The 21,977-nt window shown below is 66.1% G+C and carries 22 protein-coding genes; 8 read left to right on the plus strand and 14 right to left on the minus strand.

The features are described 5' to 3' along the window. Both VSO01S_RS10645 and asd read right to left on the minus strand, forming a co-directional pair. A partial coding sequence (locus VSO01S_RS10645; protein WP_373282887.1) for a type IV pilus assembly protein FimV occupies positions 1-546 on the minus strand: 546 nt, incomplete at its 3' end. Positions 547-728: 182 nt separating this feature from the next. Next, positions 729-1,859: an aspartate-semialdehyde dehydrogenase gene (asd, locus tag VSO01S_RS10650; RefSeq protein ID WP_068642125.1), complete on the minus strand. Its 1,131-nt coding sequence runs from the start codon at positions 1,857-1,859 to the stop codon at positions 729-731. 516 nt (positions 1,860-2,375) lie between these two features. Between asd and VSO01S_RS10655 the strand changes: the two genes are divergently transcribed. The 3 genes from VSO01S_RS10655 (at position 2,376) to VSO01S_RS10665 (ending at position 4,778) form a co-directional block, all read left to right on the plus strand. Continuing rightward, complete coding sequence (locus VSO01S_RS10655) at positions 2,376-3,323, plus strand: DUF4331 family protein (protein WP_161944436.1); 948 nt, start codon at positions 2,376-2,378, stop codon at positions 3,321-3,323. 112 nt (positions 3,324-3,435) lie between these two features. Next, positions 3,436-4,188, plus strand: a complete 753-nt coding sequence (locus tag VSO01S_RS10660; protein ID WP_153305215.1) for a DUF4198 domain-containing protein — start codon at positions 3,436-3,438, stop codon at positions 4,186-4,188. Then, the gene (locus VSO01S_RS10665) at positions 4,185-4,778 is read left to right on the plus strand and encodes a HupE/UreJ family protein (RefSeq protein ID WP_068642130.1); all 594 of its coding nucleotides are present in this window, start codon (positions 4,185-4,187) and stop codon (positions 4,776-4,778) included. The genes VSO01S_RS10660 and VSO01S_RS10665 overlap by 4 nt, the downstream gene beginning before the upstream one ends. A 33-nt stretch (positions 4,779-4,811) precedes the next feature. Here the strand turns inward: VSO01S_RS10665 and leuB are convergent, their stop codons facing one another. The 12 genes from leuB to VSO01S_RS10725 form a co-directional block, all read right to left on the minus strand. Next, positions 4,812-5,882, minus strand: coding sequence for a 3-isopropylmalate dehydrogenase (gene leuB, locus VSO01S_RS10670; protein WP_068642132.1), 1,071 nt, complete (start codon positions 5,880-5,882; stop codon positions 4,812-4,814). Between the two features lie 174 nt (positions 5,883-6,056). Continuing rightward, positions 6,057-6,707, minus strand: coding sequence for a 3-isopropylmalate dehydratase small subunit (gene leuD / locus VSO01S_RS10675; RefSeq protein WP_068642134.1), 651 nt, complete (start codon positions 6,705-6,707; stop codon positions 6,057-6,059). Positions 6,708-6,724: 17 nt separating this feature from the next. Continuing rightward, on the minus strand, positions 6,725-8,146 hold the full coding sequence (gene leuC / locus VSO01S_RS10680) for a 3-isopropylmalate dehydratase large subunit (RefSeq protein ID WP_068642136.1): 1,422 nt from the start codon (positions 8,144-8,146) through the stop codon (positions 6,725-6,727). Positions 8,147-8,193: 47 nt separating this feature from the next. Continuing rightward, positions 8,194-9,144: a LysR family transcriptional regulator gene (locus VSO01S_RS10685; protein ID WP_068642216.1), complete on the minus strand. Its 951-nt coding sequence runs from the start codon at positions 9,142-9,144 to the stop codon at positions 8,194-8,196. Between the two features lie 150 nt (positions 9,145-9,294). Next, positions 9,295-9,438: an entericidin A/B family lipoprotein gene (locus tag VSO01S_RS10690; RefSeq protein WP_068642138.1), complete on the minus strand. Its 144-nt coding sequence runs from the start codon at positions 9,436-9,438 to the stop codon at positions 9,295-9,297. A 197-nt stretch (positions 9,439-9,635) separates the two neighbouring features. Then, entirely contained in the window at positions 9,636-10,946 is a 1,311-nt protein-coding gene (gene gltA / locus VSO01S_RS10695; RefSeq protein ID WP_068642140.1) for a citrate synthase, read from the minus strand. Positions 10,947-11,034: 88 nt separating this feature from the next. Beyond that, positions 11,035-11,322 carry an FAD assembly factor SdhE gene (locus VSO01S_RS10700; RefSeq protein ID WP_068642142.1) on the minus strand — a complete coding sequence of 96 codons (288 nt, stop codon included), beginning with the start codon at positions 11,320-11,322 and terminating at the stop codon, positions 11,035-11,037. Positions 11,323-11,338: 16 nt separating this feature from the next. Beyond that, positions 11,339-12,040: a succinate dehydrogenase iron-sulfur subunit gene (locus VSO01S_RS10705; RefSeq protein ID WP_068642144.1), complete on the minus strand. Its 702-nt coding sequence runs from the start codon at positions 12,038-12,040 to the stop codon at positions 11,339-11,341. A 20-nt stretch (positions 12,041-12,060) separates the two neighbouring features. Next, complete coding sequence (gene sdhA, locus VSO01S_RS10710) at positions 12,061-13,872, minus strand: succinate dehydrogenase flavoprotein subunit (RefSeq protein ID WP_068642145.1); 1,812 nt, start codon at positions 13,870-13,872, stop codon at positions 12,061-12,063. A 4-nt stretch (positions 13,873-13,876) separates the two neighbouring features. After that, a complete protein-coding gene (gene sdhD / locus VSO01S_RS10715; protein WP_068642147.1) occupies positions 13,877-14,242 on the minus strand; it encodes a succinate dehydrogenase, hydrophobic membrane anchor protein in 366 nt (121 codons plus the stop codon). A gap of 19 nt (positions 14,243-14,261) precedes the next feature. After that, positions 14,262-14,705 carry a succinate dehydrogenase, cytochrome b556 subunit gene (gene sdhC, locus VSO01S_RS10720; protein WP_068642149.1) on the minus strand — a complete coding sequence of 148 codons (444 nt, stop codon included), beginning with the start codon at positions 14,703-14,705 and terminating at the stop codon, positions 14,262-14,264. A 132-nt stretch (positions 14,706-14,837) separates the two neighbouring features. After that, entirely contained in the window at positions 14,838-15,608 is a 771-nt protein-coding gene (locus tag VSO01S_RS10725; RefSeq protein WP_068642151.1) for a GntR family transcriptional regulator, read from the minus strand. 230 nt (positions 15,609-15,838) lie between these two features. Between VSO01S_RS10725 and VSO01S_RS10730 the strand changes: the two genes are divergently transcribed. From VSO01S_RS10730 to acnB, 5 genes are all read left to right on the plus strand, one after another. Continuing rightward, positions 15,839-16,825: a malate dehydrogenase gene (locus VSO01S_RS10730; protein ID WP_068642153.1), complete on the plus strand. Its 987-nt coding sequence runs from the start codon at positions 15,839-15,841 to the stop codon at positions 16,823-16,825. A gap of 20 nt (positions 16,826-16,845) precedes the next feature. Then, positions 16,846-17,646, plus strand: a complete 801-nt coding sequence (gene tam / locus VSO01S_RS10735; protein ID WP_068642155.1) for a trans-aconitate 2-methyltransferase — start codon at positions 16,846-16,848, stop codon at positions 17,644-17,646. Next, positions 17,643-18,656: an HpcH/HpaI aldolase/citrate lyase family protein gene (locus tag VSO01S_RS10740; protein WP_068642157.1), complete on the plus strand. Its 1,014-nt coding sequence runs from the start codon at positions 17,643-17,645 to the stop codon at positions 18,654-18,656. The genes tam and VSO01S_RS10740 overlap by 4 nt, the downstream gene beginning before the upstream one ends. A 42-nt stretch (positions 18,657-18,698) precedes the next feature. Then, positions 18,699-19,265: a hypothetical protein gene (locus VSO01S_RS10745; RefSeq protein ID WP_068642159.1), complete on the plus strand. Its 567-nt coding sequence runs from the start codon at positions 18,699-18,701 to the stop codon at positions 19,263-19,265. A gap of 89 nt (positions 19,266-19,354) precedes the next feature. Next, a complete protein-coding gene (gene acnB / locus VSO01S_RS10750) occupies positions 19,355-21,949 on the plus strand; it encodes a bifunctional aconitate hydratase 2/2-methylisocitrate dehydratase (protein WP_068642161.1) in 2,595 nt (864 codons plus the stop codon). Positions 21,950-21,977 lie beyond the last annotated feature (28 nt).

A 21,977-nucleotide genomic window follows, 5' to 3' on the forward strand; every position in this document is an offset into this window, starting at 1 on the left:
GCGTGCCGTGCGGCTTGACGAACGCGGGACCGTGCCGGGTGCCGCGGGCGGGAGCTGCGGCGCCACGGGCGAGATGGCCACTTGCGACTTCGGGCTGCTGGGCGGATCGAGCAGCACGGTGTAGTCGCGCACCATGCGGCCGGAGCTCCAGTTGGCTTCCAGCAGCAGGTCGATGAAGGGATCGTTCATCGAACGGTTGCCCGTCAGGCTGATGACGTAACGCCCGTTCGCGCGGCGCTGGACGTTCACCCGAACTTCGCCCAGCGCAGGGTTGTAGTTGACGCCCGCGGCACTGAAGGCGGCCGGCGATGCGATGTTGACGCGCAGGCCGTCGGCCTCGGCCGCGGTCATTTCCGTGATGTCGATCTCGGCGCGCAGCGGCTCGCCGAGGGCGGAGCGGACATTCAGCTGGCCCAGCGCCAGCGCGCTCGCATCGGCAGCCAGCGTGCTGAGGGCAACCGCGACGGCCGCGCCCAGGACAGTCAGCTGACAACGACCAGGATTTTTCGAGATCGCACGGGTCGCCGCCCCTTGGGCGGCAGGCAACGAATGTCTTGTCATGCTGATAGGGGCAAGTACGGCCCGAAAGTGTAAGTGGACGTTAACACCTAAGCCCCGCAAATGACAAGGCGACAAGGACTGTTAGGCCCTGTAGTACGACATTCGTCGCACCCTGGTCGTTGCTAGCTCGCAACGACGGGCGGCCCCGGGGGCGCCCGTCACCCGACTCAGGCCTCGAGCAGGATTCGCAGCATGCGGCGCAGCGGTTCTGCAGCGCCCCACAGCAACTGGTCGCCCACGGTGAACGCGCCCAGGTACTCCGGTCCCATGGCCAGCTTGCGCAGGCGGCCGACGGGGATCGTCATGGTACCGGTCACGGCCACCGGCGTCAGGTCCTGGATGGTGGCTTCGCGGGTGTTGGGAACGACCTTCACCCACTGGTTGTCGGCGGCGATCATGGCCTCGATGTCGGCCAGCGGCACGTCCTTCTTCAGCTTGAAGGTCAGCGCCTGGCTGTGGCAGCGCATGGCGCCGATGCGCACGCAGAAGCCGTCCACCGGCACCGCGGGGGTGCTGAAGCCGGCACCCTGGCCGAGGATCTTGTTGGTCTCGGCGCCGCCCTTCCACTCTTCCTTGCTCATGCCGTCGCCCAGGTCCTTGTCGATCCAGGGGATGAGCGAGCCGCCCAGCGGCACGCCGAAGTTGGCGGTTTCCTGTGCCGACAGCGACTGCTGCTTGGCCAGCACCTTGCGATCGATCTCGAGAATGGCGGACTTGGGGTCGTGCAGCAGCTCGCGCACTTCGGCGTTGAGCGTGCCGAACTGGGTGAGCAGCTCGCGCATGTGCTGCGCGCCGCCGCCCGATGCGGCCTGGTAGGTCATGCTGGTCATCCACTCGACCACGCCGGCCTTGTACAGCGCTCCCACGCCCATCAGCATGCACGAGACGGTGCAGTTGCCGCCGATCCAGTTGTTGCCGCCCTTGGCCAGGGCGTTCTTGATCACCGGCATGTTGACCGGGTCGAGGATGATGACCGCGTCGTCCTTCATGCGCAGGGTGGAGGCGGCGTCGATCCAGTGGCCCTTCCAGCCTTCGGCGCGCAGACGGGGGAACACCTCGGTGGTGTAGTCGCCGCCCTGGGCCGTGACGATGATGTCGCAGCGCTTGAGTGCCTGGATGTCGAAGGCGTTCTGCAGCGTGCCTTCGTTCTTGGCCATGGCAGGCGCCTTGCCGCCGGCGTTGGAGGTGGAGAAGAAAACGGGCTCGATCAGATCGAAGTCCTTTTCTTCGACCATGCGGTCCATCAGCACGGAGCCGACCATGCCGCGCCAACCGACCAACCCTACCAACTTGCTCATTTCAGATGCCCTTTCAGTGTCAAACAGAGAGACCGTGCCGAAGGGACTGCCCGCCTGGCTCGTCCGGGGCCAGGGGAAGGCGCACGACGAACCAGGCTGGATCAGCCCTTAATGGTGGTCGTGGTTTTGGAGGAGGAAACGACGATGGATGCGCGCACGGTCTCGCCAACCAGGGTGGCGAGAGAAAGGTCCAGGACGAACGGGCGGGCGGTAAACATCGCGCACGAATTGTAGCGTAGCCAGGGTCGACGCCGCCGGCACGGCTGGGCTGCGGGTCAGCCCGTACTTACAAAGTAGTCGCGTCTGCTACAGTGGTCGCGCTCTGGGGAGGGCAAAGCGGCCAGCTTGGTCGTGCGCAGCTGTCCCTGGGAGCGCTTAACTCAGGGAGAAAAATCAATGCACCATCAAGTGCTGCAGTCGAGCCGTCGCCGTGTGCTTCTTGCATCGGGCCTGACGGCATGTGCGTCGCTCGTTCCGCGCTTCGCGGTCGCCAGTCACCATTTCGAAGTTGCCGCCGTGCGCAGCAACCCGAAGCTCGGCTTGACGGACCTTTACGTGTTCAACGCGCCTGGCAACGCCAGCACGGTCTTCATCCTGGACGCGAACTTCCTGCCCAAGCCGGGCGAAGACCTTCTGGATCGTGCCGCGGTCTATAACATCCACTGCGCCACCGACGACTCGTTCAAGGCGGGCCTGACGTGGAACTTCGTCAACCAGGGCGACCACATCGCCTGCCTGCAGATGGATGAAGCCAATGGCGCCGTCGGTGCCAAGGGCCGCGAACTGGGGCGCCTCACGCCCGGCAAGGAGGCCAAGCTGCCGGGCGGCATCCGCGCCTGGGTCGGCCGGGCCAAGGACCCGTTCTTCGGCAATTCGCCCGGCCTTGGCGCGTTCCGCGCCCAGCTGGCGCAGGGCAAGTACGACCCCGAGGTGTGGGCCAAGGCTTCGGGCACCAACATCTTCCTGGGCCGCACCTGCTGCCCCCTCGTGCTGGAGGTGCCCAATGCCATGCTGGGCAAGAAGGTCAGCGCCTTCGGCACCGTGGCCGTCAAGGATGGGAGCGGCTGGAAGCAGGTCCAGTACATGGGCAAGCCGCTGATGGCGCACAGCATGCTGTTCGAGGACGAGGACCTGAAGGCCGCGTTCGACGCGTCGCGGCCGGACAAGCAGAAGGAGTTCCACAACTTCTTTTCCGCGCGCATTGCCCGTTCGGCGCATTTCGCGGCTTCCAGGCCCGACCCGTTCGCCTATGGCGACGAGATGGCGTCCCGGCTGCTGCCCGACGTCATTCGCTATGAGGTCGGCACCGAGGCGGCGTTTGTCGCGGCCAATCCCAACGGCCGCAAGCTGAGCGACGATGGCATGTCCACCTCGCTCACCTGGCTGATCGGCAAGCCGACCAGCCAGCACCTGAAGGATCCGGTGAACTACACCGGCACCTTCCCCTTCGTCATCCCGGCATGACGCGTCGCCCGCCTTCGGGCGGGCCGCGGGCTGCGCCGCAGGCGCGGCCGGCGGCCCGTCTCGGCAGGCTGCGCCCGGATGCTGGCTGTTGCCGGCCTGGCTGCTGTGGCCCATGGCAGCCTGGTCGCATGCCTTCTGGATGGTGCCGTACGGGCCTTTCGTGGAACCGGGCGCACGGGTGGCGCTCGACCTGCGCATCGGGCCGCGCTGGCCGGGCGAGTCCACGCCCCGCCTGCCCGGGCTGGTGCGCACATTCCGGGTGATCGATGCGCAGGGCAGCCGCGACGTCGCGGGACGCAGCGGCGCTACCCCCGTGGGCCATTTCGATGCACGCAGTGCCGGCGCGGCCGTGGTTGCCATGGAGACGAACGCGAGCAGCATCAAGCTCGATGGCGCGCAGTTCCAGGCCTACCTGCGCGAGGAGCATCTGGACGAAGCATTGAAGCAGCGCGAGTCGCTGGGCCTGTCCGATGCGGATGCCCGCGAGGACTTTTTCCGCGCCGCAAAGACGTTGGTCATCGTCGGCGGGGATTCGCGTGGATTCGACCGCGTCGTCGGCCAGCCCATCGAGCTCGTGCCGGTCACGGATCCGGCAAGGTATCGGCCAGGGCAGCCTTTCGACGTTCGCCTTCTTCGCGAGGGCCGGCCGGCGCAGCACGTGCGTATCGCCGCGCTGCCGCAATCGGCCCCGGAAAAGGTGCTCGAAGCAAATACCGGTGCCAATGGCGTCGCGCGCTTCACGCTGCCTTCGGCGGGGCAGTGGACTTTCTACGCGGTGCAGATCGAGCCGGCCGCGCGGCCGTCGGCGGATTGGAAAGGCACCTGGGCCTCGCTCACCCTCGCCATCGGCGAGGTGCCGCGATGACTCGCAGAATTGCTGCGCGCCTGGTGCCGGCCTGTGCGCTCGTCGCCTGTGCCTCGGCCCATGCCCATTCCGGCGGCAGTGCGGGCCTGTTCGAAGCCTGGCTGCATCCGCTCACCGGCGCGGACCATTTCGTGGCGATGGTGGCCGTCGGCGCGTGGAGCGCACAACTGGGCGGGCGCGCCCAGTGGGCGGTGCCAGGCGCTTTCCTTCTGGCGATGCTGGTGGGCGGCCTGGTGGGATTCAGCCTGATCGACCTGCCGGCAGTGGAGATCGGCGTGGCGCTGTCCGTGCTGCTGCTGGGAGGGGCCATCGCATTCGGCGGCCACCTGGCGACACCGCTGGCAGCTGCCGCCGTGGGCGTCTTCGGCTTTTGCCATGGCTACCTGCACGGCTACGAGCTCACGGTGGTCGACCAGCGTGCGCTGGCAACGCTGGCTTTCATGAGCACCACCGCCTTGCTGCATGTGGCCGGCCTCGCGGCGGCCCATTTGGCATTGCAGCGGCCCGCCGGCGCGCGGCTGCTGAAGATCAGCGGCGGCCTGGCGGCCGCCTTCGGTGCCTGGCTGGTCGCCAGCCGGCTCCTGGCCTGACTGGCTGACCGCCGACGGGCGCGTGGCTGGGCCTCAGCCCAGCGCCTTCAGCACGGCGTCGCCCATCTCGCGCGTGCCGACCTTGGTCGTGCCTTCACTGTGGATGTCGGGCGTGCGCAGGCCCTGGGCCAGCACCTTCTTGACCGCGTTCTCGATGCGCTGGGCCGCTTCTTCCTGGTCCAGCGAGTAGCGCAGCATCATGGCCGCCGACAGGATGGTGGCCAGCGGGTTGGCCACGCCCTTGCCCGCGATGTCGGGCGCGCTGCCGTGGCTGGGCTCGTACAGGCCCTGCTTGCTGGCGTTGAGCGAAGCCGAGGGCAGCATGCCGATGGAGCCGGTGAGCATCGCCGCTTCGTCCGAGAGGATGTCGCCGAACATGTTGCCGGTGACCACCACGTCGAACTTCTTGGGCGCCTTCACCAGCTGCATGGCGGCGTTGTCCACGTACATGTGGTCGAGTTCCACATCGGGATAGTCCTTGTGCACCTCGGTGACCACGTCCTTCCAGAACTGGAAGGTCTCCAGCACGTTGGCCTTGTCGACGCTGGTCACGCGCTTGCTGCGCTTGCGGGCCGCCTCGAAGGCCACGCGGGCGATGCGTTCGATTTCCGGGCGCGTGTAGCGCATGGTGTCGAAGGCTTCTTCCGCGCCGGGGAAGTTGCCGTCCGGCGAGGTGCGCTTGCCGCGCGGCTGGCCGAAGTAGATGTCGCCGGTCAGTTCGCGGATGATGAGGATGTCCAGGCCCGCCACCAGCTCGGGCTTGAGGCTGGAGGCGTGCGTGAGCTGCTCGTAGCAGATGGCGGGGCGGAAGTTGGCGAACAGGCCCAGGTTCTTGCGCAGGCCGAGGATGGCCTGCTCGGGGCGGAACTGGCGCTCGAGCTTGTCGTACTTCCAGTCGCCCACGGCGCCGAACAGCACGGCGTCCGCCTCCTTGGCCAGCTTGAGCGTGGATTCGGGCAGCGGATGGCCATGCGCGTCGTAGGCGACGCCGCCCACCAGCGCCTGTTCCATCTCGAACTTCAGGTCCAGCGCCTTGAGCACGCGCACGGCCTGCTCGACGATTTCGGTTCCGATGCCATCACCGGGAAGGACTGCGATTTTCATGATGCTATTTCTTGGAAAGGTGTTTCATTGTCGGCGTATGAACCTGCAGGTTCGCACCGGCGCGACCCCTTCGGGAGCATCCGCGGAACTGGCTTCGCCAGGCCGCAGGATGCGCCCCCTCGAAGGGGGTTGGCGGACCTTGCGCAGCAAGGGTAGCCTGGGGGTGGTTTCAATTCAGGAAATCATCTGGTGCGCGAGCCAGGGCTTGGCTGCCAGGCGCTCGGCTTCGAACGCGGCGATCTTGTCCTTGTGGCGCAAGGTCAGGCCGATGTCGTCCAGGCCATTGAGCAGGCAGTACTTGCGGAAGGGCTGCACGTCGAAGGCGATCTCGGCGCCGTCGGGCTTCACGATGACCTGGCGCTCCAGGTCGACCGTGAGCTTGTAGCCGGGGAAGGCGAAGACTTCATCGAACAGTTGCGCCACGGTGGCCTCGGGCAGCACGATGGGCAGCAGGCCGTTCTTGAAGCTGTTGTTGAAGAAGATGTCGGCAAAGCTCGGCGCGATGATGGCGCGAAAGCCGTACTGGTCCAGCGCCCACGGCGCATGCTCGCGCGAGGAGCCGCAGCCGAAGTTCTTGCGCGCCAGCAGCACCGATGCGCCTGCGTAGCGCGGCTGGTTCAGCACGAAGTCGGGGTTGGGCTTGCGGCTGGCCGGATCCATGCCCGGCTCGCCGTGGTCGAGGTAGCGCCACTCGTCGAACAGGTTGGGGCCGAACCCCGTCTTCTTGATCGACTTGAGGAACTGCTTGGGAATGATCGCGTCGGTGTCGACGTTCTCGCGGTCCATGGGGGCCACGAGGCCCTGGTGCACGGTGAATTTCTGCATGGTCTTCTCCTGCTCGCTTAGGCGATCGTCCGAACGTCGACGAAGTGGCCCTTGATGGCCGCGGCCGCGGCCATGGCCGGGCTCACCAGGTGGGTGCGCCCGCCAGCACCCTGGCGGCCTTCGAAGTTGCGGTTGCTGGTGGAGGCGCAGCGCTCGCCCGGCTCCAGCCGGTCGGCGTTCATGGCCAGGCACATCGAGCAGCCGGGCTCGCGCCACTCGAAGCCGGCGGCCTTGAACACTTCGTGCAGGCCTTCGCGCTCGGCCTGCTCCTTCACCACGCCCGAGCCCGGCACCACCATGGCGAGCTTCACGTTGCGTGCGACCTTCTGGCCCAGCTTCTTGACCACCGCGGCGGCTTCGCGCATGTCCTCGATCCGGCTGTTGGTGCAGCTGCCGATGAACACCTTGTCCACGAAGATGTCGTTCATGGGCTTGTTGGGTTCCAGGCCCATGTAGGTCAGCGCGCGCTCGATCGCGCCACGCTTGTTCGCGTCCTTTTCCTTGTCCGGATCGGGCACGCGGCCGTCGATGGGCAGCACCATCTCGGGCGAGGTGCCCCAGGTGACCTGCGGCTTGATCTGCGCGGCGTCCAGCTCGACCACGGTGTCGAAGTGCGCGCCGGCGTCGGAATGCAGCGTTTTCCAGTAGGCCACGGCCTGGTCCCATTCGACACCGCTGGGCGCCAGCGGGCGGCCCTTGATGTAGTCGATGGTCTTCTGGTCCACCGCCACCATGCCGGCGCGGGCGCCGGCCTCGATGGCCATGTTGCACACCGTCATGCGGCCTTCCATGGTGAGGTCGCGAATGGCCGAGCCGGCGAACTCGATGGTGTAGCCGGTGCCGCCGGCGGTGCCGATCCTGCCGATGATGGCCAGCACGATGTCCTTGGCGGTGCAGCCGGCGGGCAGCTTGCCTTCCACCTTCACGAGCATGTTCCTGGCCTTCTTGGCCAGGAGGGTCTGCGTGGCCATGACGTGCTCCACCTCGCTGGTGCCGATGCCGTGGGCCAGCGCGCCGAAGGCGCCGTGGGTGCTGGTGTGGCTGTCGCCGCACACCACGGTCATGCCCGGCAGCGTGGCGCCGCTTTCCGGGCCGATCACGTGCACGATGCCCTGGCGCTTGGACAGGAAGGGGAAGAAGGCGGCGGCGCCGAACTCCTTGATGTTGGCGTCCAGCGTCGTGACCTGCTCCTTGCTGATCGGGTCCTCGATGCCGTCGTAGCCGCGTTCCCAGCCGGTGGTGGGCGTGTTGTGGTCGGCCGTGGCCACCACCGAGCTGATGCGCCACAGCTTGCGGCCGGCTTCGCGCAGGCCCTCGAAGGCTTGCGGGCTGGTCACTTCGTGCACCAGGTGGCGGTCGATGTAGAGGACGGAGGTGCCGTCCTCCTCGGTATGGACGACGTGTTCGTCCCAGATCTTGTCGTAGAGCGTGCGTGCCATGGGGGTCTTTCGTGGGGAAATGCTTGTCGATGGAGACGGGGTGCGGCTCAGGCGGCCAGCGCCTGCGGCCCGTCGGCGTTGGCGCGCAGGTGGCTGACCAGGGTGCGCGCCGCCACCGGAAGGGTGGAGAAGTCGCGGGCCACGAGCTGGATCTGCCGGGTCGCCCAGGCGTCCTTCAGCGCGATGCTCTTGAGCCGGCTCGCAATGCCGCCCTTCATCAGCTCGAAGGCGCGCAAGGGCATCACGCCGATGCCCAGCCCGTTCTCGATCATGCGGCACATGGCATCGAGCCCCGTGACGTGGATGCGCAGCTTGACCGCCCGGCCTGCCTCGGTGGCCGCCTGGTGCATGGCCACGTAGATGGAACTGTTGGTGTGCAGGCCGACGTGGTCGAAATCCAGCGTGGAGACAAAGTCGATGGCCGCAGTGCCCTTCCTGGCCAGCGCATGGCCGGCCGGGACCACCAGCGCGAGCCGGTCCTGCCGATAGGGAAGGGTCTGCAATTCGTGCGAGCCCTGGCCGGCGTGGCAGATGCCCAGGTCGGCGGCGCCTTCCTGCACCGCGCGCAGCACTTCGCTGGAGAGGTGCTCTTCCAGGTCGATCTTGATGGCCTCGTGCTCGCGCGTGAAGACGCCCAGGTCTTCCGGCAGGTACTGCACGATGGCGGAGATGTTGGCATGCACCCGGACATGGCCGCGAACGCCGTCGGCGTATTCGCTCAGCTCGCCCTGCATCTTCTCCAGGCTGTACAGCACGGTGCGTGCGTGGTGCAGCAGGCTCTCGCCGGCGGGGGTCAGGTCGACGCCGCGCGTGTGCCGGTAGAGAAGAGGGGTGTGAAGGGCTGCCTCCAGGTCCGACAGGCGCTTGCTGATGGCCGACGCGGCAATGAATTCGCGTTCCGCCGCGCGGCCGATGCTGCCCAACTCGCACACCGCCACGAAGAGCTGGAGCGAAGTCAGGTCGACACGGCGGACGAAGTTGCGGTCAGGGAGGGCCATGGGGCGAAAGGCATCGCATTTCGCGATGCATTTCGCCATTTTGCTACGGAATCGATGCTTCGGTCATCGCGAAACGCGATGACGAGTTTTCCGGGCAGCGATGAGGCCGCCCGCGGGTGCGCCGCGCCCGGGCAGCGCATCCCGAATGGCTTATTGCGCCTTCTTGTTGGCGCTGTTTTCCAGCTTCTCGCCACCCTTCTGGATGTCCTGGCCGGCACCCTTCATGGTGTTGCAGCCTGCAAGCGGGACGGAGAGGGCGAACGCGATGGCAAAGAATGCGGCGAGCTTTTTCATGGCTGACTCCTTCGACGGTTTCATGAATGAAGGCGAGGGAGATCCCTCTGACAGCAACGGTACGCGCGGCGTGAATCGCGCCGTGTCAGCCAAGACGCAAAAAGGCTGCCCGAAGGCAGCCTTTGGATGTGCGGGCGCAATGCGCGCCCGATTGGCCGGGGGCGGACGCCCAGAATGAGCGCCCCGCGTGGCACCGATCAGCGCGAGGCGATCGGCTTGACGTCGCGCTTGGGCGAGCCTTCGAACAGCTGGCGCGGACGGCCGATCTTGTAGTCGGGGTCGCCGATCATCTCGTTGAGCTGGGCGATCCAGCCCACCGTGCGGGCCAGCGCGAAGATGCCGGTGAACAGGTTGACCGGGATGCCGATGGCGCGCTGCACGATGCCCGAGTAGAAGTCCACGTTGGGGTAGAGCTTGCGCGAGACAAAGTACTCGTCTTCCAGGGCGATCTTCTCGAGCTGCTTGGCCAGCGCGAACAGCGGGTCCTTTTCCAGGCCCATCTCGGTCAGCACTTCGTTGCAGGTTTCCTGCATCAGCTTGGCGCGCGGGTCGTAGTTCTTGTAGACGCGGTGGCCGAAGCCCATCAGCTTGACGCTGGAGTTCTTGTCCTTGACCTTCTTGATGAACTCGCCGATCTTCTCCACGCCGCCTTCCTTCTGGATGTCGTAGAGCATGTTCAGCGCCGCCTCGTTGGCGCCGCCGTGGGCAGGGCCCCACAGGCAGGCCACGCCGGCTGCGATGGCGGCGAAGGGGTTGGTGCCCGACGAGCCGCACAGGCGCACGGTGGAGGTGGAGGCGTTCTGCTCGTGGTCGGCGTGCAGGATGAAGATGCGGTCGAGCGCGCGCTCGAGCACCGGGCTCACCTTGTACTCCTCGCACGGCGTGGCGAACATCATGTGCAGGAAGTTGCCCGCGTAGCTCAGGTCGTTGCGCGGGTACATGTACGGCTGGCCCATGTTGTACTTGTAGGCCATGGCCACCAGCGTGGGCATCTTGGCGATCAGGCGCACGGCCGAGATCTCGCGGTGCGCCGGATTGTTGATGTCGGTGCTGTCGTGATAGAAGGCCGACAGGGCGCCCACCAGGCCGGTCATGATGGCCATGGGGTGCGCATCGCGGCGGAAGCCGCGCAGGAAGAACTGCATCTGCTCATTGACCATCGTGTGATGCGTCACGGTGTCGCTGAACTTGGCCTTCTGCTCTGCGTTCGGCAGGTCGCCGTTGAGCAGCAGGTAGCAGGTTTCCAGATAGTCGCAGTTGGTCGCCAGCTGCTCGATCGGGTAGCCGCGGTAGAGCAGCTCGCCCTTGTCGCCGTCGATGTACGTGATGGCCGATTCGCAGGAGGCCGTCGACATGAAGCCCGGGTCGTACGTGAACATGCCGGTTTGCGCGTAGAGCTTGCGGATGTCGATGACATCCGGGCCCATCGTGCCCTTGTAGATCGGCAGTTCGACGGGTTGCCCACCGTTGGAGAACGATAGGGTGGCCTTGGTATCGGAGGCTTTCATGGCTGAGGTCTTTCTGAAACTGAAGGGTGCTGGAGAAGGTTGAAGAAGACGTTGGCGGCAGCGGTGCGCGCAGGGCCCGAGGAGGCCATCAGGTCGTGCGCATCAGCTGCAGGAGCTCTGCCACGCCGGCCCCGGCCAATGCAGGCTCGGGCTCCTTTCTGCGCAACAAGAGATCCAGCAGGTCGTTGTCCGACAGATCCATCAATGTCTCCAGTGCCTGTGCCTGACCCTGGGTGAGGGTGGCTTCGTATCGCTCGAAGAAACGGGCGATGAACAGGTCGTTTTCAAGCAGGCCGCGGCGGCAGCGCCACTTCAGCCGGCTGAGCGCTCGCGCGTCGATCGGCTGGTTCTGCAGGGCTGCGTCTGCGGCTTGCATGATGGGTCCCGGCTCTTTAGATGGCCCGGCGGACCATCAATTCCTTGATCTTGCCGATGGCCTGGGTGGGGTTCAGGCCCTTGGGGCACACGTCCACGCAGTTCATGATGGTGTGGCAGCGGAACAGGCGGTACGGGTCTTCCAGGTTGTCCAGGCGTTCGCCGGTGGCGTCGTCGCGGCTGTCGGCGATGAAGCGGTAGGCCTGCAGCAGGCCGGCGGGGCCCACGAACTTGTCGGGGTTCCACCAGAAGCTGGGGCAGCTGGTCGAGCAGCTGGCGCACAGGATGCACTCGTACAGGCCGTTGAGCTCTTCGCGCTCTTCCGGCGACTGCAGGCGCTCCTTCTCGGGCGGCACGCTGTCGTTCTGCAGGTACGGCTTGATCGAGTTGTACTGCTTGAAGAACTGGGTCATGTCCACGATCAGGTCGCGGATGACCGGCAGGCCCGGCAGCGGCTTGAGCACGATGGTGCCCTTGAGCGTGCGCATGTTGGTCAGGCACGCCAGGCCGTTCTTGCCGTTGATGTTCATGGCGTCCGAACCGCAGACGCCTTCTCGGCAGGAGCGGCGGAAAGCCAGGGTGGGATCTTGCGCCTTGAGCTTGATCAGGGCGTCCAGCAGCATGCGCTCGTGGCCGTCGAGTTCGACCTCGACGGTCTGCATGTAGGGCTTCGCGTCCTTGTCCGGGTCGTAGCGGTAGATCTGGAATGTGCGCTTCATCGTGGGAAACCTTTTAAGTCTTAGAAGGTACGGACCTTGGGCGGGACGGACTCGACGGTCAGCGGTTGCATCTTGACCGGCTTGTAGGACAGGCGGTTGTCCGCGCTGTACCACAGGGTGTGCTTCATCCAGTTGGCGTCGTCGCGGCCCAGCGGCGCGACCGGATCGTCGGCGGGACGCTCGTAGTCTTCCACCGTGTGGGCGCCGCGGCATTCCTTGCGGGCGGCGGCCGACACCATGGTGGCCTGCGCGGCCTCGATCAGGTTGTCGACTTCCAGCGCCTCGATGCGGGCGGTGTTGAACACACGCGACTTGTCCTTGAGCGTGATGCCATTGACGCGCTCGCGCACGGCGGCAATCTTCTGCACGCCTTCGTCCATCGAGGCCTGCTTGCGGAACACGGCCGCGTGCTGCTGCATGGTGGCGCGGATCTCGTTGGCCACGTCCTGCGCGTAGATGCCTTCGGTGGACTTCTCCAGGCGGTTCAGGCGCTCCAGCGTGCGGTCGGCAGCGTCGGCCGGCAGCGGCTTGTGCTCCTTGTTCTTGTCGTTGTACTGCACGATGTGATTGCCGGCCGCGCGGCCGAACACCAGCAGGTCGAGCAGCGAGTTGGTGCCCAGGCGGTTGGCGCCGTGCACGCTCACGCAGGAGCATTCGCCCACCGCGTACAGGCCGTTCACCACGGCGCTGTTGTCCTCGCCCTTCTGCACCACGACCTGGCCGTTGATGTTGGTGGGAATGCCGCCCATCTGGTAGTGGATGGTCGGCACCACCGGGATCGGTTCCTTGGTGATGTCGACGTTGGCGAAGTTGATGCCGATCTCGTACACCGAGGGCAGGCGCTTGTGGATGGTTTCGGCGCCCAGGTGGTCGAGCTTGAGCAGCACGTAGTCCTTGTTGGGACCGCAGCCGCGGCCTTCCTTGATTTCCTGGTCCATCGAGCGCGAGACGAAGTCGCGCGGCGCCAGGTCCTTCAGGGTGGGCGCATAGCGCTCCATGAAGCGCTCGCCGTTGCTGTTGAGCAGGATGGCGCCTTCGCCGCGGCAGCCTTCGGTCAGCAGCACGCCCGCGCCGGCCACGCCGGTGGGGTGGAACTGCCAGAACTCCATGTCCTGCAGCGGGATGCCGGCGCGCGCCGCCATGCCCAGGCCGTCGCCGGTGTTGATGAAGGCGTTGGTCGATGCGGCGAAGATGCGGCCGGCGCCACCGGTGGCCAGCAGCACGGTCTTGGCCTGCAGGATGTGCAGGTCGCCGGTTTCCATTTCGAGGGCCGTCACGCCCACCACGTCGCCGTCGGCGTCGCGGATCAGGTCCAGCGCCATCCACTCGACGAAGAACTGGGTGCGTGCTTCCACGTTCTTCTGGTAGAGCGTGTGCAGCATGGCGTGGCCGGTGCGGTCGGCCGCGGCGCAGGCGCGCTGCACGGGCTTCTCGCCGTAGTTGGCCGTGTGGCCGCCGAAGGGGCGCTGGTAGATGGTGCCGTCCGGGTTGCGGTCGAAGGGCATGCCGAAGTGCTCGAGCTCATACACCACCTTGGGTGCTTCGCGGCACATGAATTCGATTGCATCCTGGTCGCCGAGCCAGTCGGAGCCCTTGATGGTGTCGTAGAAGTGGTAGTGCCAGTTGTCCTCGCTCATGTTGCCGAGCGATGCGCCCACGCCGCCTTGCGCAGCGACGGTGTGCGAGCGGGTCGGGAACACCTTGGAGAGCACGGCCACGTTCAGGCCCGCGCGGGCCAGTTGCAGCGAGGCGCGCATGCCGGAGCCGCCGGCGCCGATGATGACGACGTCGAACTTGCGCGTGGTGATTTGGTCTTTGGTGTAGCTGGGCATTTTTTTAGATTCTCCAGAGCACTTGAATGGCCCAACCCGCGCAACCCACAAGCCAGACGATCGTGAAGATTTGCAGGAAGAGGCGGATGCCGACGGGCTGGACGTAGTCCATCCATACGTCGCGCATGCCGACCCACACGTGGTAGAGAAGAGAGGCGATCACGGCGAAGGTGAGGACCTTCATCCACTGGGACGAGAAGATGCCGGCCCACTTGTCGTAGCCGATCGGTCCCTTGGAGAAGATCACCTGCGCCAGCAGGACGATGGTGAAGAGCGCCATCAGGGCGCCGGTGACGCGCTGGCTCAGCCAGTCGCGCATGCCGTAGTGCGCGCCGACGACGGTGCGCTTGGAGCCGTAGTTCACTGCCATTTTTTTGTGCTCCTTGTTCTTAGTAGGCGCCGAAGAGCTTCAGGCCCAGCACGACGGTGAGGATCAGGCTGATGGCCAGCACGGCCAGGGCCGAGGTCTTGCCGAATTCCTTGGTGACGGCCTTGTGGCTCACGTCCATCCAGAGGTGGCGCAGGCCTGCGCAGAAGTGATGCAGGTAGCCCCAGATCAGGGCCAGCGCGACCAGCTTCACCAGGAAGCCCGGGACGAAAGAAAAGCCGTTGTTGAAGACGGCCTTGAACTTGGCAAACGAGATTTCGGAGGACAGCGAGCTGTCGAACATCCAGATGATGAACGGCAGCAGGATGAACATCAGCACACCGCTGATGCGGTGCAGGATGGACACGATGCCCGCCGGCGGCAGCCGATAGCTCGGCAGGTCGGTGAGGGCGTTGATGTTCCGAAATTCGCGGCGTGGCGGCCGAGGTGTTGCAAGCTCTGTCATGGGGACTTTCGTGGCTTTCTTGGGGGACGGCTTGTTCTTCGGTGGCAAAGAAGCAAACAACTCAAAATTCTATTGCAATGCATCATCAGACTGGATGAGCATGGGTGACGGCAACTACGTACGAGGACTCCTTCAACCCAGTTCGTTGCGGTAGTGGTGCGTGTCAGTGCGGTACAGGCCGCGACGCAGTTCCATGGGCGTGTCGTGGTAGGTGTGGGCCACGCGCTCCACGCTCAGCAGCGGCGTGCCGATGTTCACCTGGAGCAGGGCGGCCTGCTCCTCGTCGGGCAGCACGGCGCGGATCTTTTCTTCGGCGCGCACCATGCGCACGCCGAACTCGGTCTCGAACATGGCGTACATCGGCCCATGCCACTGTTCCAGCCGCTCGGCGGTCAGGCCCTTGAAGGGGGCGCCCGGCAGCCAGAGGTCTTCCAGGATGGTCGGCACACCGCGGTAGGCCAGCACCCGCCGCACTTGCAGCACGGCGTCGCCGGTGCGCAGCGACAGGGCGCGTGCCACGTCGGCGGTGGCGCGCTGGCGCCTGCAGTCGACGATGGTGCGCACCGCCGGCCCTTCGGCCGTGAAGTCGCCGTCGTCGGGCACCAGCTTCAGGAAGCGGTACTGCACATGCTGTTCGGCATGCGTGGCGACGAAGGTGCCCTTGCCCTGGCGGCGCACCACCAGGTTTTCGGCGGCCAGCTCGTCGATGGCCTTGCGCATGGTGCCCTGGCTGACCCGGAAACGGGCTGCCAGTTCGACCTCGCTCGGAATCGGTTCGCCCGGCTTCCACTCGCCGGCCTGCAGGCTGCGCAGGATCAGGGTCTTGATCTGCTGGTACAGCGGGCTGAATGCGGGCGCCAGGTGATCGGCGGTCGCGGCAGGCAGGTGGGGGGCGGTGGTCATGGGCGTGGGAATGTCGCATGGTGCAATGCAACACCCCGTATCTTATATAAGACATAAGACAAGCGCCATCGGGCGGCTGAATCGGAATAGAATCGAAGACGTCCCTCAGGTAGGGCGCCCGTGTTGCAGGACCTGATTGCGTCGCATGGCGTCATGTATGGCGTCACTTGTTTGACGACCGTCCCACACCGGCGTCCGCCCTCGTTTTCATCACTTCTGGAGTCCTCCCCATGAGCAAGAAGCCCGTTCGCGTTGCCGTCACCGGCGCCGCAGGCCAAATCGGTTACGCCCTGTTGTTCCGCATCGCCTCGGGCGAAATGCTGGGCAAAGACCAGCCCGTGATTCTGCAACTGCTCGAGATCCCCGACGAGAAGGCCCAGAAGGCGCTCAAGGGCGTGATCATGGAGCTGGAAGACTGCGCCTTCCCGCTGCTGGCCGGCGTGATCCCCACCGGTGACCCGCTGGTCGCCTTCAAGGACGCCGACTACGCCCTGCTGGTGGGGGCCCGTCCGCGCGGCCCCGGCATGGAGCGCGCCGACCTGCTGGCCGCCAACGCCCAGATCTTCACGGCCCAGGGCAAGGCGCTCGACCAGGTCGCCAGCCGCGACGTCAAGGTGCTGGTGGTGGGCAACCCCGCCAACACCAACGCCTACATCGCCATGAAGAGCGCGCCCAGCCTGCCGCGCGAGAACTTCACCGCCATGCTGCGCCTGGACCACAACCGCGCCGCCAGCCAGATCGCTGCCAAGACCGGCGGCAAGGTCGGCGACATCGAGAAGCTGACGGTGTGGGGCAACCACTCGCCCACGATGTACGCCGACTACCGCTTCGCCACCATCGGCGGCAAGTCGGTCAAGGACGCGATCAACGACCAGGTCTGGAACGCCGACGTGTTCCTGCCCACCGTGGGCAAGCGCGGCGCCGCCATCATCGACGCACGCGGCCTGTCGTCGGCTGCCTCGGCGGCCAACGCTGCCATCGACCACATGCGCGACTGGGCCCTGGGCTCCAACGGCAAGTGGGTCACGATGGGCGTGCCCTCCAACGGCGAGTACGGCATTCCGAAGGACGTGATCTTCGGCTTCCCCGTCATCACGAAGGACGGCAAGTACGAGATCGTCAAGGGCCTCGAGATCGACGCCTTCAGCCAGGAACGCATCAACAAGACGCTGGCCGAGCTGCAAGGCGAGCAGGACGGCGTCAAGCACCTGCTGTAATTTCGACGCACGCGCCAAGCATGGCTGACTGGAACCCCGCGCTCTACACCCGCTACGAGGACGAGCGCACCCGCCCGGCACGCGACCTGCTCGCGCGCGTGGGCCTCCAGTCGGCCCGCCTGGCCGTCGACCTGGGCTGCGGCCCGGGCAACTCGACCGAACTGCTGGCCGAGCGCTTTCCTTCCGCGGCCGTCATCGGCACGGACAACTCGCCGTCGATGATCGAATCGGCGCGCGAACGCCTCCCCGAGGCAAGATTTCCAAAGGTGCGTTTCGAGCTCAGCGACATCGCGCGCTGGCAGCCGCAAACGCCACCCGACCTCATCTACGCCAACGCCTCCCTGCAATGGGTGCCCGCGCACGAAACGCTGCTGCCGCGCCTGCTGCAGTCGCTCGCACCGGGCGGCGTGCTGGCCATCCAGATGCCCGACAACCGGGACGAGCCCACGCATCGCCTGATGCGCGAGGTGGCGGCCGAGCCCACGTGGGCCGCGGCCATCGGCGACTACACCAGGCTGCGGACCGAACTGCTGGGCCTGCAGGGCTACTACGACCTGCTGGCGCCGCTGGTGGGTGCAGCGGGCAGCCTCGATATCTGGCGCACCGCCTACCAGCATCCCATGGACTCGGCCCACGCCATCGTCGAATGGGTGCGCGGTACGGGGCTGCGGCCCTTCATCGATCCGCTCTCGCCCGAATTGCGCGAGAGCTACCTGGCCGAATACGAGCGCCGCGTGGATGCCGCCTATCCGGCGCGCAGCGACGGCAAGCGCCTGCTGGCCTTTCCGCGGCTGTTCATCGTCGCGACGCGCAAGGCATGAGCAATCCGACCACCTTCCATCACCCGCGCCAGGTGCTCCTGGGTGCCCAGGCCGGCGCTGTGGCGCTGCCGGTGTGCGACCACTACAGCGGCGTCGAGGCGCGCATGAAGAAGAGCCTGCAGCTGCAGGCCGAGATGGCGCAGGAGTTCGGTGCCTGCGTGTTCGACGTCACGCTCGACTGCGAAGACGGCGCGCCCGTGGGCGGCGAGGCCGAGCATGCGCAACTGGTGACCGAGCTGGCGCTGGCCGCCGCGCCGGGCATGCGCGTCGCGGTTCGCGTCCACCCGGTGGACCATCCTTCCTTCGACGCCGACATCGCCACCATTGCGGGCCGGGCCGGCAAGCGCCTGTGCCACATCATGGTGCCCAAGGTGGAATCGGTGGCCGACGTGATGCGCGCCGCTGCCGCGCTCGACGCCGCCGGCGCACCGGCACTGCCGCTGCAGGTGCTGATCGAGTCGCCACTGGCGGTGCGCAACGCCTTCGAGATGGCCGCACATCCGCGCGTGCAGTCGCTCAGCTTCGGCCTGATGGATTTCGTCTCGGCCCATGCCGGCGCCGTTCCCGCTGAAGGGATGGCCGCGGCGGGCCAGTTCAGCCATCCGCTGGTGGTGCGGGCCAAGCTCGAGATCGCTTCGGCAGCGCATGCGTATGGCAAGGTGCCTTCGCATTGCGTGGTCACCGAATTCAGCGATGTCGATGCGATGCGTGCCGCCGCCCGCCGTGCGGCCGACGAGTTCGGCTACACGCGGATGTGGAGCATCCACCCCAATCAGATCCGCCCGATCCTGGACGCCTTCGCGCCGAGCGAGCGCCAGATCGAGACCGCTGCGCGCCTGATCGAGGCGGCCATTGCCGCCGATTGGGCGCCCGTGAGCTTCGACGGCGTGTTACATGACCGGGCCAGTTATCGGCTCTACTGGCAGGTGCTGGAGCGCGCCCATGCCACGGGCCGCAACCTGCCTTCGCAGGCTCGCACCTGGTTCGCCGGTGCCGATGCCAAGTCTTGAACCCTTACCTGTAGACCTCAGTTTTTTCCCAAGGAAGCCCACATGAAAAAGATCCTCCTCGTTGCTGCCTTGTCCCTGGCCTTGCCGCTCGCCGCCACTGCCCAGACGTCTTCCAGCACCGCCAAGCCGGCCGCCAAGACCTACAAGGCGCCCACGACCGGCAAGCGCGTCACCCAGAAGGTCGTGCCCAAGCCCATCATCAAGGAAATCGAAGAGGCCAAGCCGATCTCCGACGACACCAACGTGGTGCTCACACCTGAAGACCTGAACGCCGCCAAGTTCGTGCACACCGGCACCATCAAGTGCGAGCTGGGTGCCAGCGTGAACATCGAAGCCGACCCGAACAAGGAAGGCTTCTTCAACCTGTCGCTGGGCAAGCAGAAGTTCCGCATGCACCCGGTCAACAGCCGCACCGGCGCCATCCGCCTGGAAGATCCGCGCGCCGAAGCCATGTGGCTGCAGCTGGGCAACAAGTCCATGCTCATGAGCCAGAAGAAGGGCGAGCGCCTGGCCGACGACTGCAAGGCAGCCGCGCAGGTCGCGGTGGAAGAAGAAATGAAGAAGAACCCGCCCAAGAGCCTGTTCGAAGGCGCGGACGCACCCAAGTAATCACAACAACAGACCACGTGCCCCACGGCGTCGGCGGCCCGCCTCTTGCATAGGCCGCCAGAGTTGCAGAGAACCGAAAGAGAAAGAAGATGTTGCAAGCCTACCGTGCCCATGTTGCCGAGCGCGCCGCCCTCGGCATTCCGCCGCTGCCGCTCACGGCGCAGCAGACCGGCGAGCTGATCGAGCTGCTGAAGAAGCCCGTCGACGCGAAGGAAGGCGAGTTCCTGGCCGACCTGCTCACCCACCGCGTGCCCGCGGGCGTGGATGACGCCGCCAAGGTCAAGGCCAGCTACCTGGCCGCCGTGGCGCACGGCAGCGAGAAGTGCTCGCTGATCTCGCGCGCCCGTGCCACCGAGCTGCTGGGCACCATGCTGGGCGGCTACAACATCGGACCGCTGATCGAACTGCTCTCCGACGCCGAAGTGGGCGCCGTGGCCGCCGAAGGCCTGAAGAAGACGCTGCTGATGTTCGACCAGTTCCACGACGTGAAGGAACTGGCCGACAAGGGCAATGCCAACGCCAAGGCCGTGCTGCAGAGCTGGGCCGATGCCGAGTGGTTCACCAGCCGCCCGGAAGTGCCGCAGAGCATCACCTTCACCGTGTTCAAGGTGCCTGGCGAAACCAACACCGACGACCTCTCGCCCGCGCCCGACGCCACCACGCGCCCCGACATCCCGATGCACGCGCTGGCCATGCTGAAGAACAAGCGCGAAGGCGCCCCCTTCACGCCCGAAGAAGACGGCAAGCGCGGCCCGGTCAAGTTCATCCAGGACCTGGTGGCCCGCGGCCTGCCGGTGGCCTATGTGGGCGACGTGGTGGGCACCGGCTCCTCGCGCAAGTCGGCCACCAACAGCGTGCTGTGGTGGACGGGTGAAGACATTCCCTTCATTCCCAACAAGAAGTTCGGCGGCATCTGCCTGGGCACCAAGATCGCGCCCATCTTCTACAACACCATGGAAGACGCCGGCTCGCTGCCCATCGAGCTGGACGTGAGCCAGATGAACATGGGCGACACCGTGGAGCTGCGCCCCTACGAAGGCAAGGCCCTGAAGGACGGCAAGGTCATCGCCGAGTTCAAGGTCAAGAGCGACGTGCTGTTCGACGAAGTGCGCGCCGGCGGCCGCATTCCGCTGATCATCGGCCGCGGCCTCACGGCCAAGGCGCGCGAGGCGCTGGGCCTGCCGGCTTCCACGCTGTTCCGCCTGCCGCAGGCGCCCGTGAATTCGGGCAAGGGCTTCTCGCTGGCGCAGAAGATGGTCGGCCGCGCCTGCGGCCTGCCCGAGGGCCAGGGCGTGCGCCCGGGTACCTACTGCGAACCCAAGATGACCTCGGTCGGCTCGCAGGACACCACCGGCCCGATGACCCGCGACGAGCTGAAGGACCTGGCCTGCCTGGGCTTCTCGGCCGACCTGGTCATGCAGTCGTTCTGCCACACGGCGGCCTACCCGAAGAAGGTCGACGTGAAGATGCACCACGAGCTGCCCGACTTCATCAGCACGCGCGGCGGCATTTCGCTGCGCCCGGGCGACGGCGTGATCCACAGCTGGCTCAACCGCCTGCTGACGCCCGACACCGTGGGCACCGGCGGCGACTCGCACACCCGCTTCCCGATCGGCATCAGCTTCCCGGCGGGCTCGGGCCTGGTGGCCTTCGCCGCCGCCACCGGCGTCATGCCGCTGGACATGCCCGAATCGGTGCTGGTGCGCTTCAAGGGCAAGATGCAGCCCGGCGTCACGCTGCGCGACCTGGTCAACGCCATTCCGCTGTACGCCATCAAGCAGGGCCTGCTGACGGTGGAGAAGAAGGGCAAGAAGAACATCTTCTCCGGCCGCATCCTGGAAATCGAAGGGCTGCCCGACCTGAAGGTGGAACAAGCCTTCGAACTGTCCGACGCCTCGGCCGAGCGCTCGGCCGCCGGCTGCACCGTGCGCCTGAACAAGGAGCCGATCGCCGAGTACATCAACAGCAACATCACGCTGATGAAGTGGATGATTGCCGAAGGCTATGCCGACGCCCGCACGCTGCAGCGCCGCATCGCCGCGCAGGAAGCCTGGCTGAAGAACCAGGAGCTGCTGCAGCCCGATGCCGACGCCGAGTATGCAGCCGTCATCGAGATCGACCTGGCCGACATCCACGAACCCATCGTGGCCTGCCCGAACGACCCGGACGACGTGAAGACGCTGTCCGACGTGGCCGGCGCCAAGATCGACGAAGTGTTCATCGGCTCGTGCATGACCAACATCGGCCACTTCCGCGCGGCGTCGAAGCTGCTCGAAGGCAAGCGCGACATTCCGGTCAAGCTGTGGATCGCACCGCCCACCAAGATGGATGCACACCAGCTGACCGAAGAAGGCCACTACGGCGTGTTCGGCAATGCCGGCGCGCGCACCGAGATGCCCGGCTGCTCGCTGTGCATGGGCAACCAGGCGCAGGTGCGCGAAGGTGCGACGGTGATGTCCACCAGCACCCGCAACTTCCCCAACCGCCTGGGCAAGAACACCAACGTGTACCTGGGCAGCGCCGAGCTGGCCTCGATCTGCTCGAAGCTGGGCAAGATCCCGACCAAGGAGGAGTACATGGCCGACATCGGCGTGATCAACTCCAACGGCGACCAGATCTACAAGTACCTGAACTTCGACAAGATCCAGGAGTTCACCGAGGTGGCAGCGACGGTTTCGGCCTGAGCTGTTGCGTGAACGAAAAAAAGACCCG

Origin of the sequence: Variovorax soli NBRC 106424 (assembly GCF_001591385.1) — a bacterium.
Lineage (GTDB): Bacteria > Pseudomonadota > Gammaproteobacteria > Burkholderiales > Burkholderiaceae_C > Variovorax > Variovorax soli.

What these genes read in the sequence shown, in the direction of transcription:
- asd (WP_068642125.1), bottom strand. Translation starts at nt 1,859, where the DNA reads ATGAGCAAGTTGGTAGGGTTGGTCGGTTGGCGCGGCATGGTCGGCTCC.
- VSO01S_RS10660 (WP_153305215.1), top strand. Translation starts at nt 3,436, where the DNA reads ATGGCAGCCTGGTCGCATGCCTTCTGGATGGTGCCGTACGGGCCTTTC.
- VSO01S_RS10665 (WP_068642130.1), top strand. Translation starts at nt 4,185, where the DNA reads ATGACTCGCAGAATTGCTGCGCGCCTGGTGCCGGCCTGTGCGCTCGTC.
- leuB (WP_068642132.1), bottom strand. Translation starts at nt 5,882, where the DNA reads ATGAAAATCGCAGTCCTTCCCGGTGATGGCATCGGAACCGAAATCGTC.
- leuD (WP_068642134.1), bottom strand. Translation starts at nt 6,707, where the DNA reads ATGCAGAAATTCACCGTGCACCAGGGCCTCGTGGCCCCCATGGACCGC.
- leuC (WP_068642136.1), bottom strand. Translation starts at nt 8,146, where the DNA reads ATGGCACGCACGCTCTACGACAAGATCTGGGACGAACACGTCGTCCAT.
- VSO01S_RS10685 (WP_068642216.1), bottom strand. Translation starts at nt 9,144, where the DNA reads ATGGCCCTCCCTGACCGCAACTTCGTCCGCCGTGTCGACCTGACTTCG.
- VSO01S_RS10690 (WP_068642138.1), bottom strand. Translation starts at nt 9,438, where the DNA reads ATGAAAAAGCTCGCCGCATTCTTTGCCATCGCGTTCGCCCTCTCCGTC.
- gltA (WP_068642140.1), bottom strand. Translation starts at nt 10,946, where the DNA reads ATGAAAGCCTCCGATACCAAGGCCACCCTATCGTTCTCCAACGGTGGG.
- VSO01S_RS10700 (WP_068642142.1), bottom strand. Translation starts at nt 11,322, where the DNA reads ATGCAAGCCGCAGACGCAGCCCTGCAGAACCAGCCGATCGACGCGCGA.
- VSO01S_RS10705 (WP_068642144.1), bottom strand. Translation starts at nt 12,040, where the DNA reads ATGAAGCGCACATTCCAGATCTACCGCTACGACCCGGACAAGGACGCG.
- sdhA (WP_068642145.1), bottom strand. Translation starts at nt 13,872, where the DNA reads ATGCCCAGCTACACCAAAGACCAAATCACCACGCGCAAGTTCGACGTC.
- sdhD (WP_068642147.1), bottom strand. Translation starts at nt 14,242, where the DNA reads ATGGCAGTGAACTACGGCTCCAAGCGCACCGTCGTCGGCGCGCACTAC.
- sdhC (WP_068642149.1), bottom strand. Translation starts at nt 14,705, where the DNA reads ATGACAGAGCTTGCAACACCTCGGCCGCCACGCCGCGAATTTCGGAAC.
- VSO01S_RS10725 (WP_068642151.1), bottom strand. Translation starts at nt 15,608, where the DNA reads ATGACCACCGCCCCCCACCTGCCTGCCGCGACCGCCGATCACCTGGCG.
- VSO01S_RS10730 (WP_068642153.1), top strand. Translation starts at nt 15,839, where the DNA reads ATGAGCAAGAAGCCCGTTCGCGTTGCCGTCACCGGCGCCGCAGGCCAA.
- tam (WP_068642155.1), top strand. Translation starts at nt 16,846, where the DNA reads ATGGCTGACTGGAACCCCGCGCTCTACACCCGCTACGAGGACGAGCGC.
- VSO01S_RS10740 (WP_068642157.1), top strand. Translation starts at nt 17,643, where the DNA reads ATGAGCAATCCGACCACCTTCCATCACCCGCGCCAGGTGCTCCTGGGT.
- VSO01S_RS10745 (WP_068642159.1), top strand. Translation starts at nt 18,699, where the DNA reads ATGAAAAAGATCCTCCTCGTTGCTGCCTTGTCCCTGGCCTTGCCGCTC.
- acnB (WP_068642161.1), top strand. Translation starts at nt 19,355, where the DNA reads ATGTTGCAAGCCTACCGTGCCCATGTTGCCGAGCGCGCCGCCCTCGGC.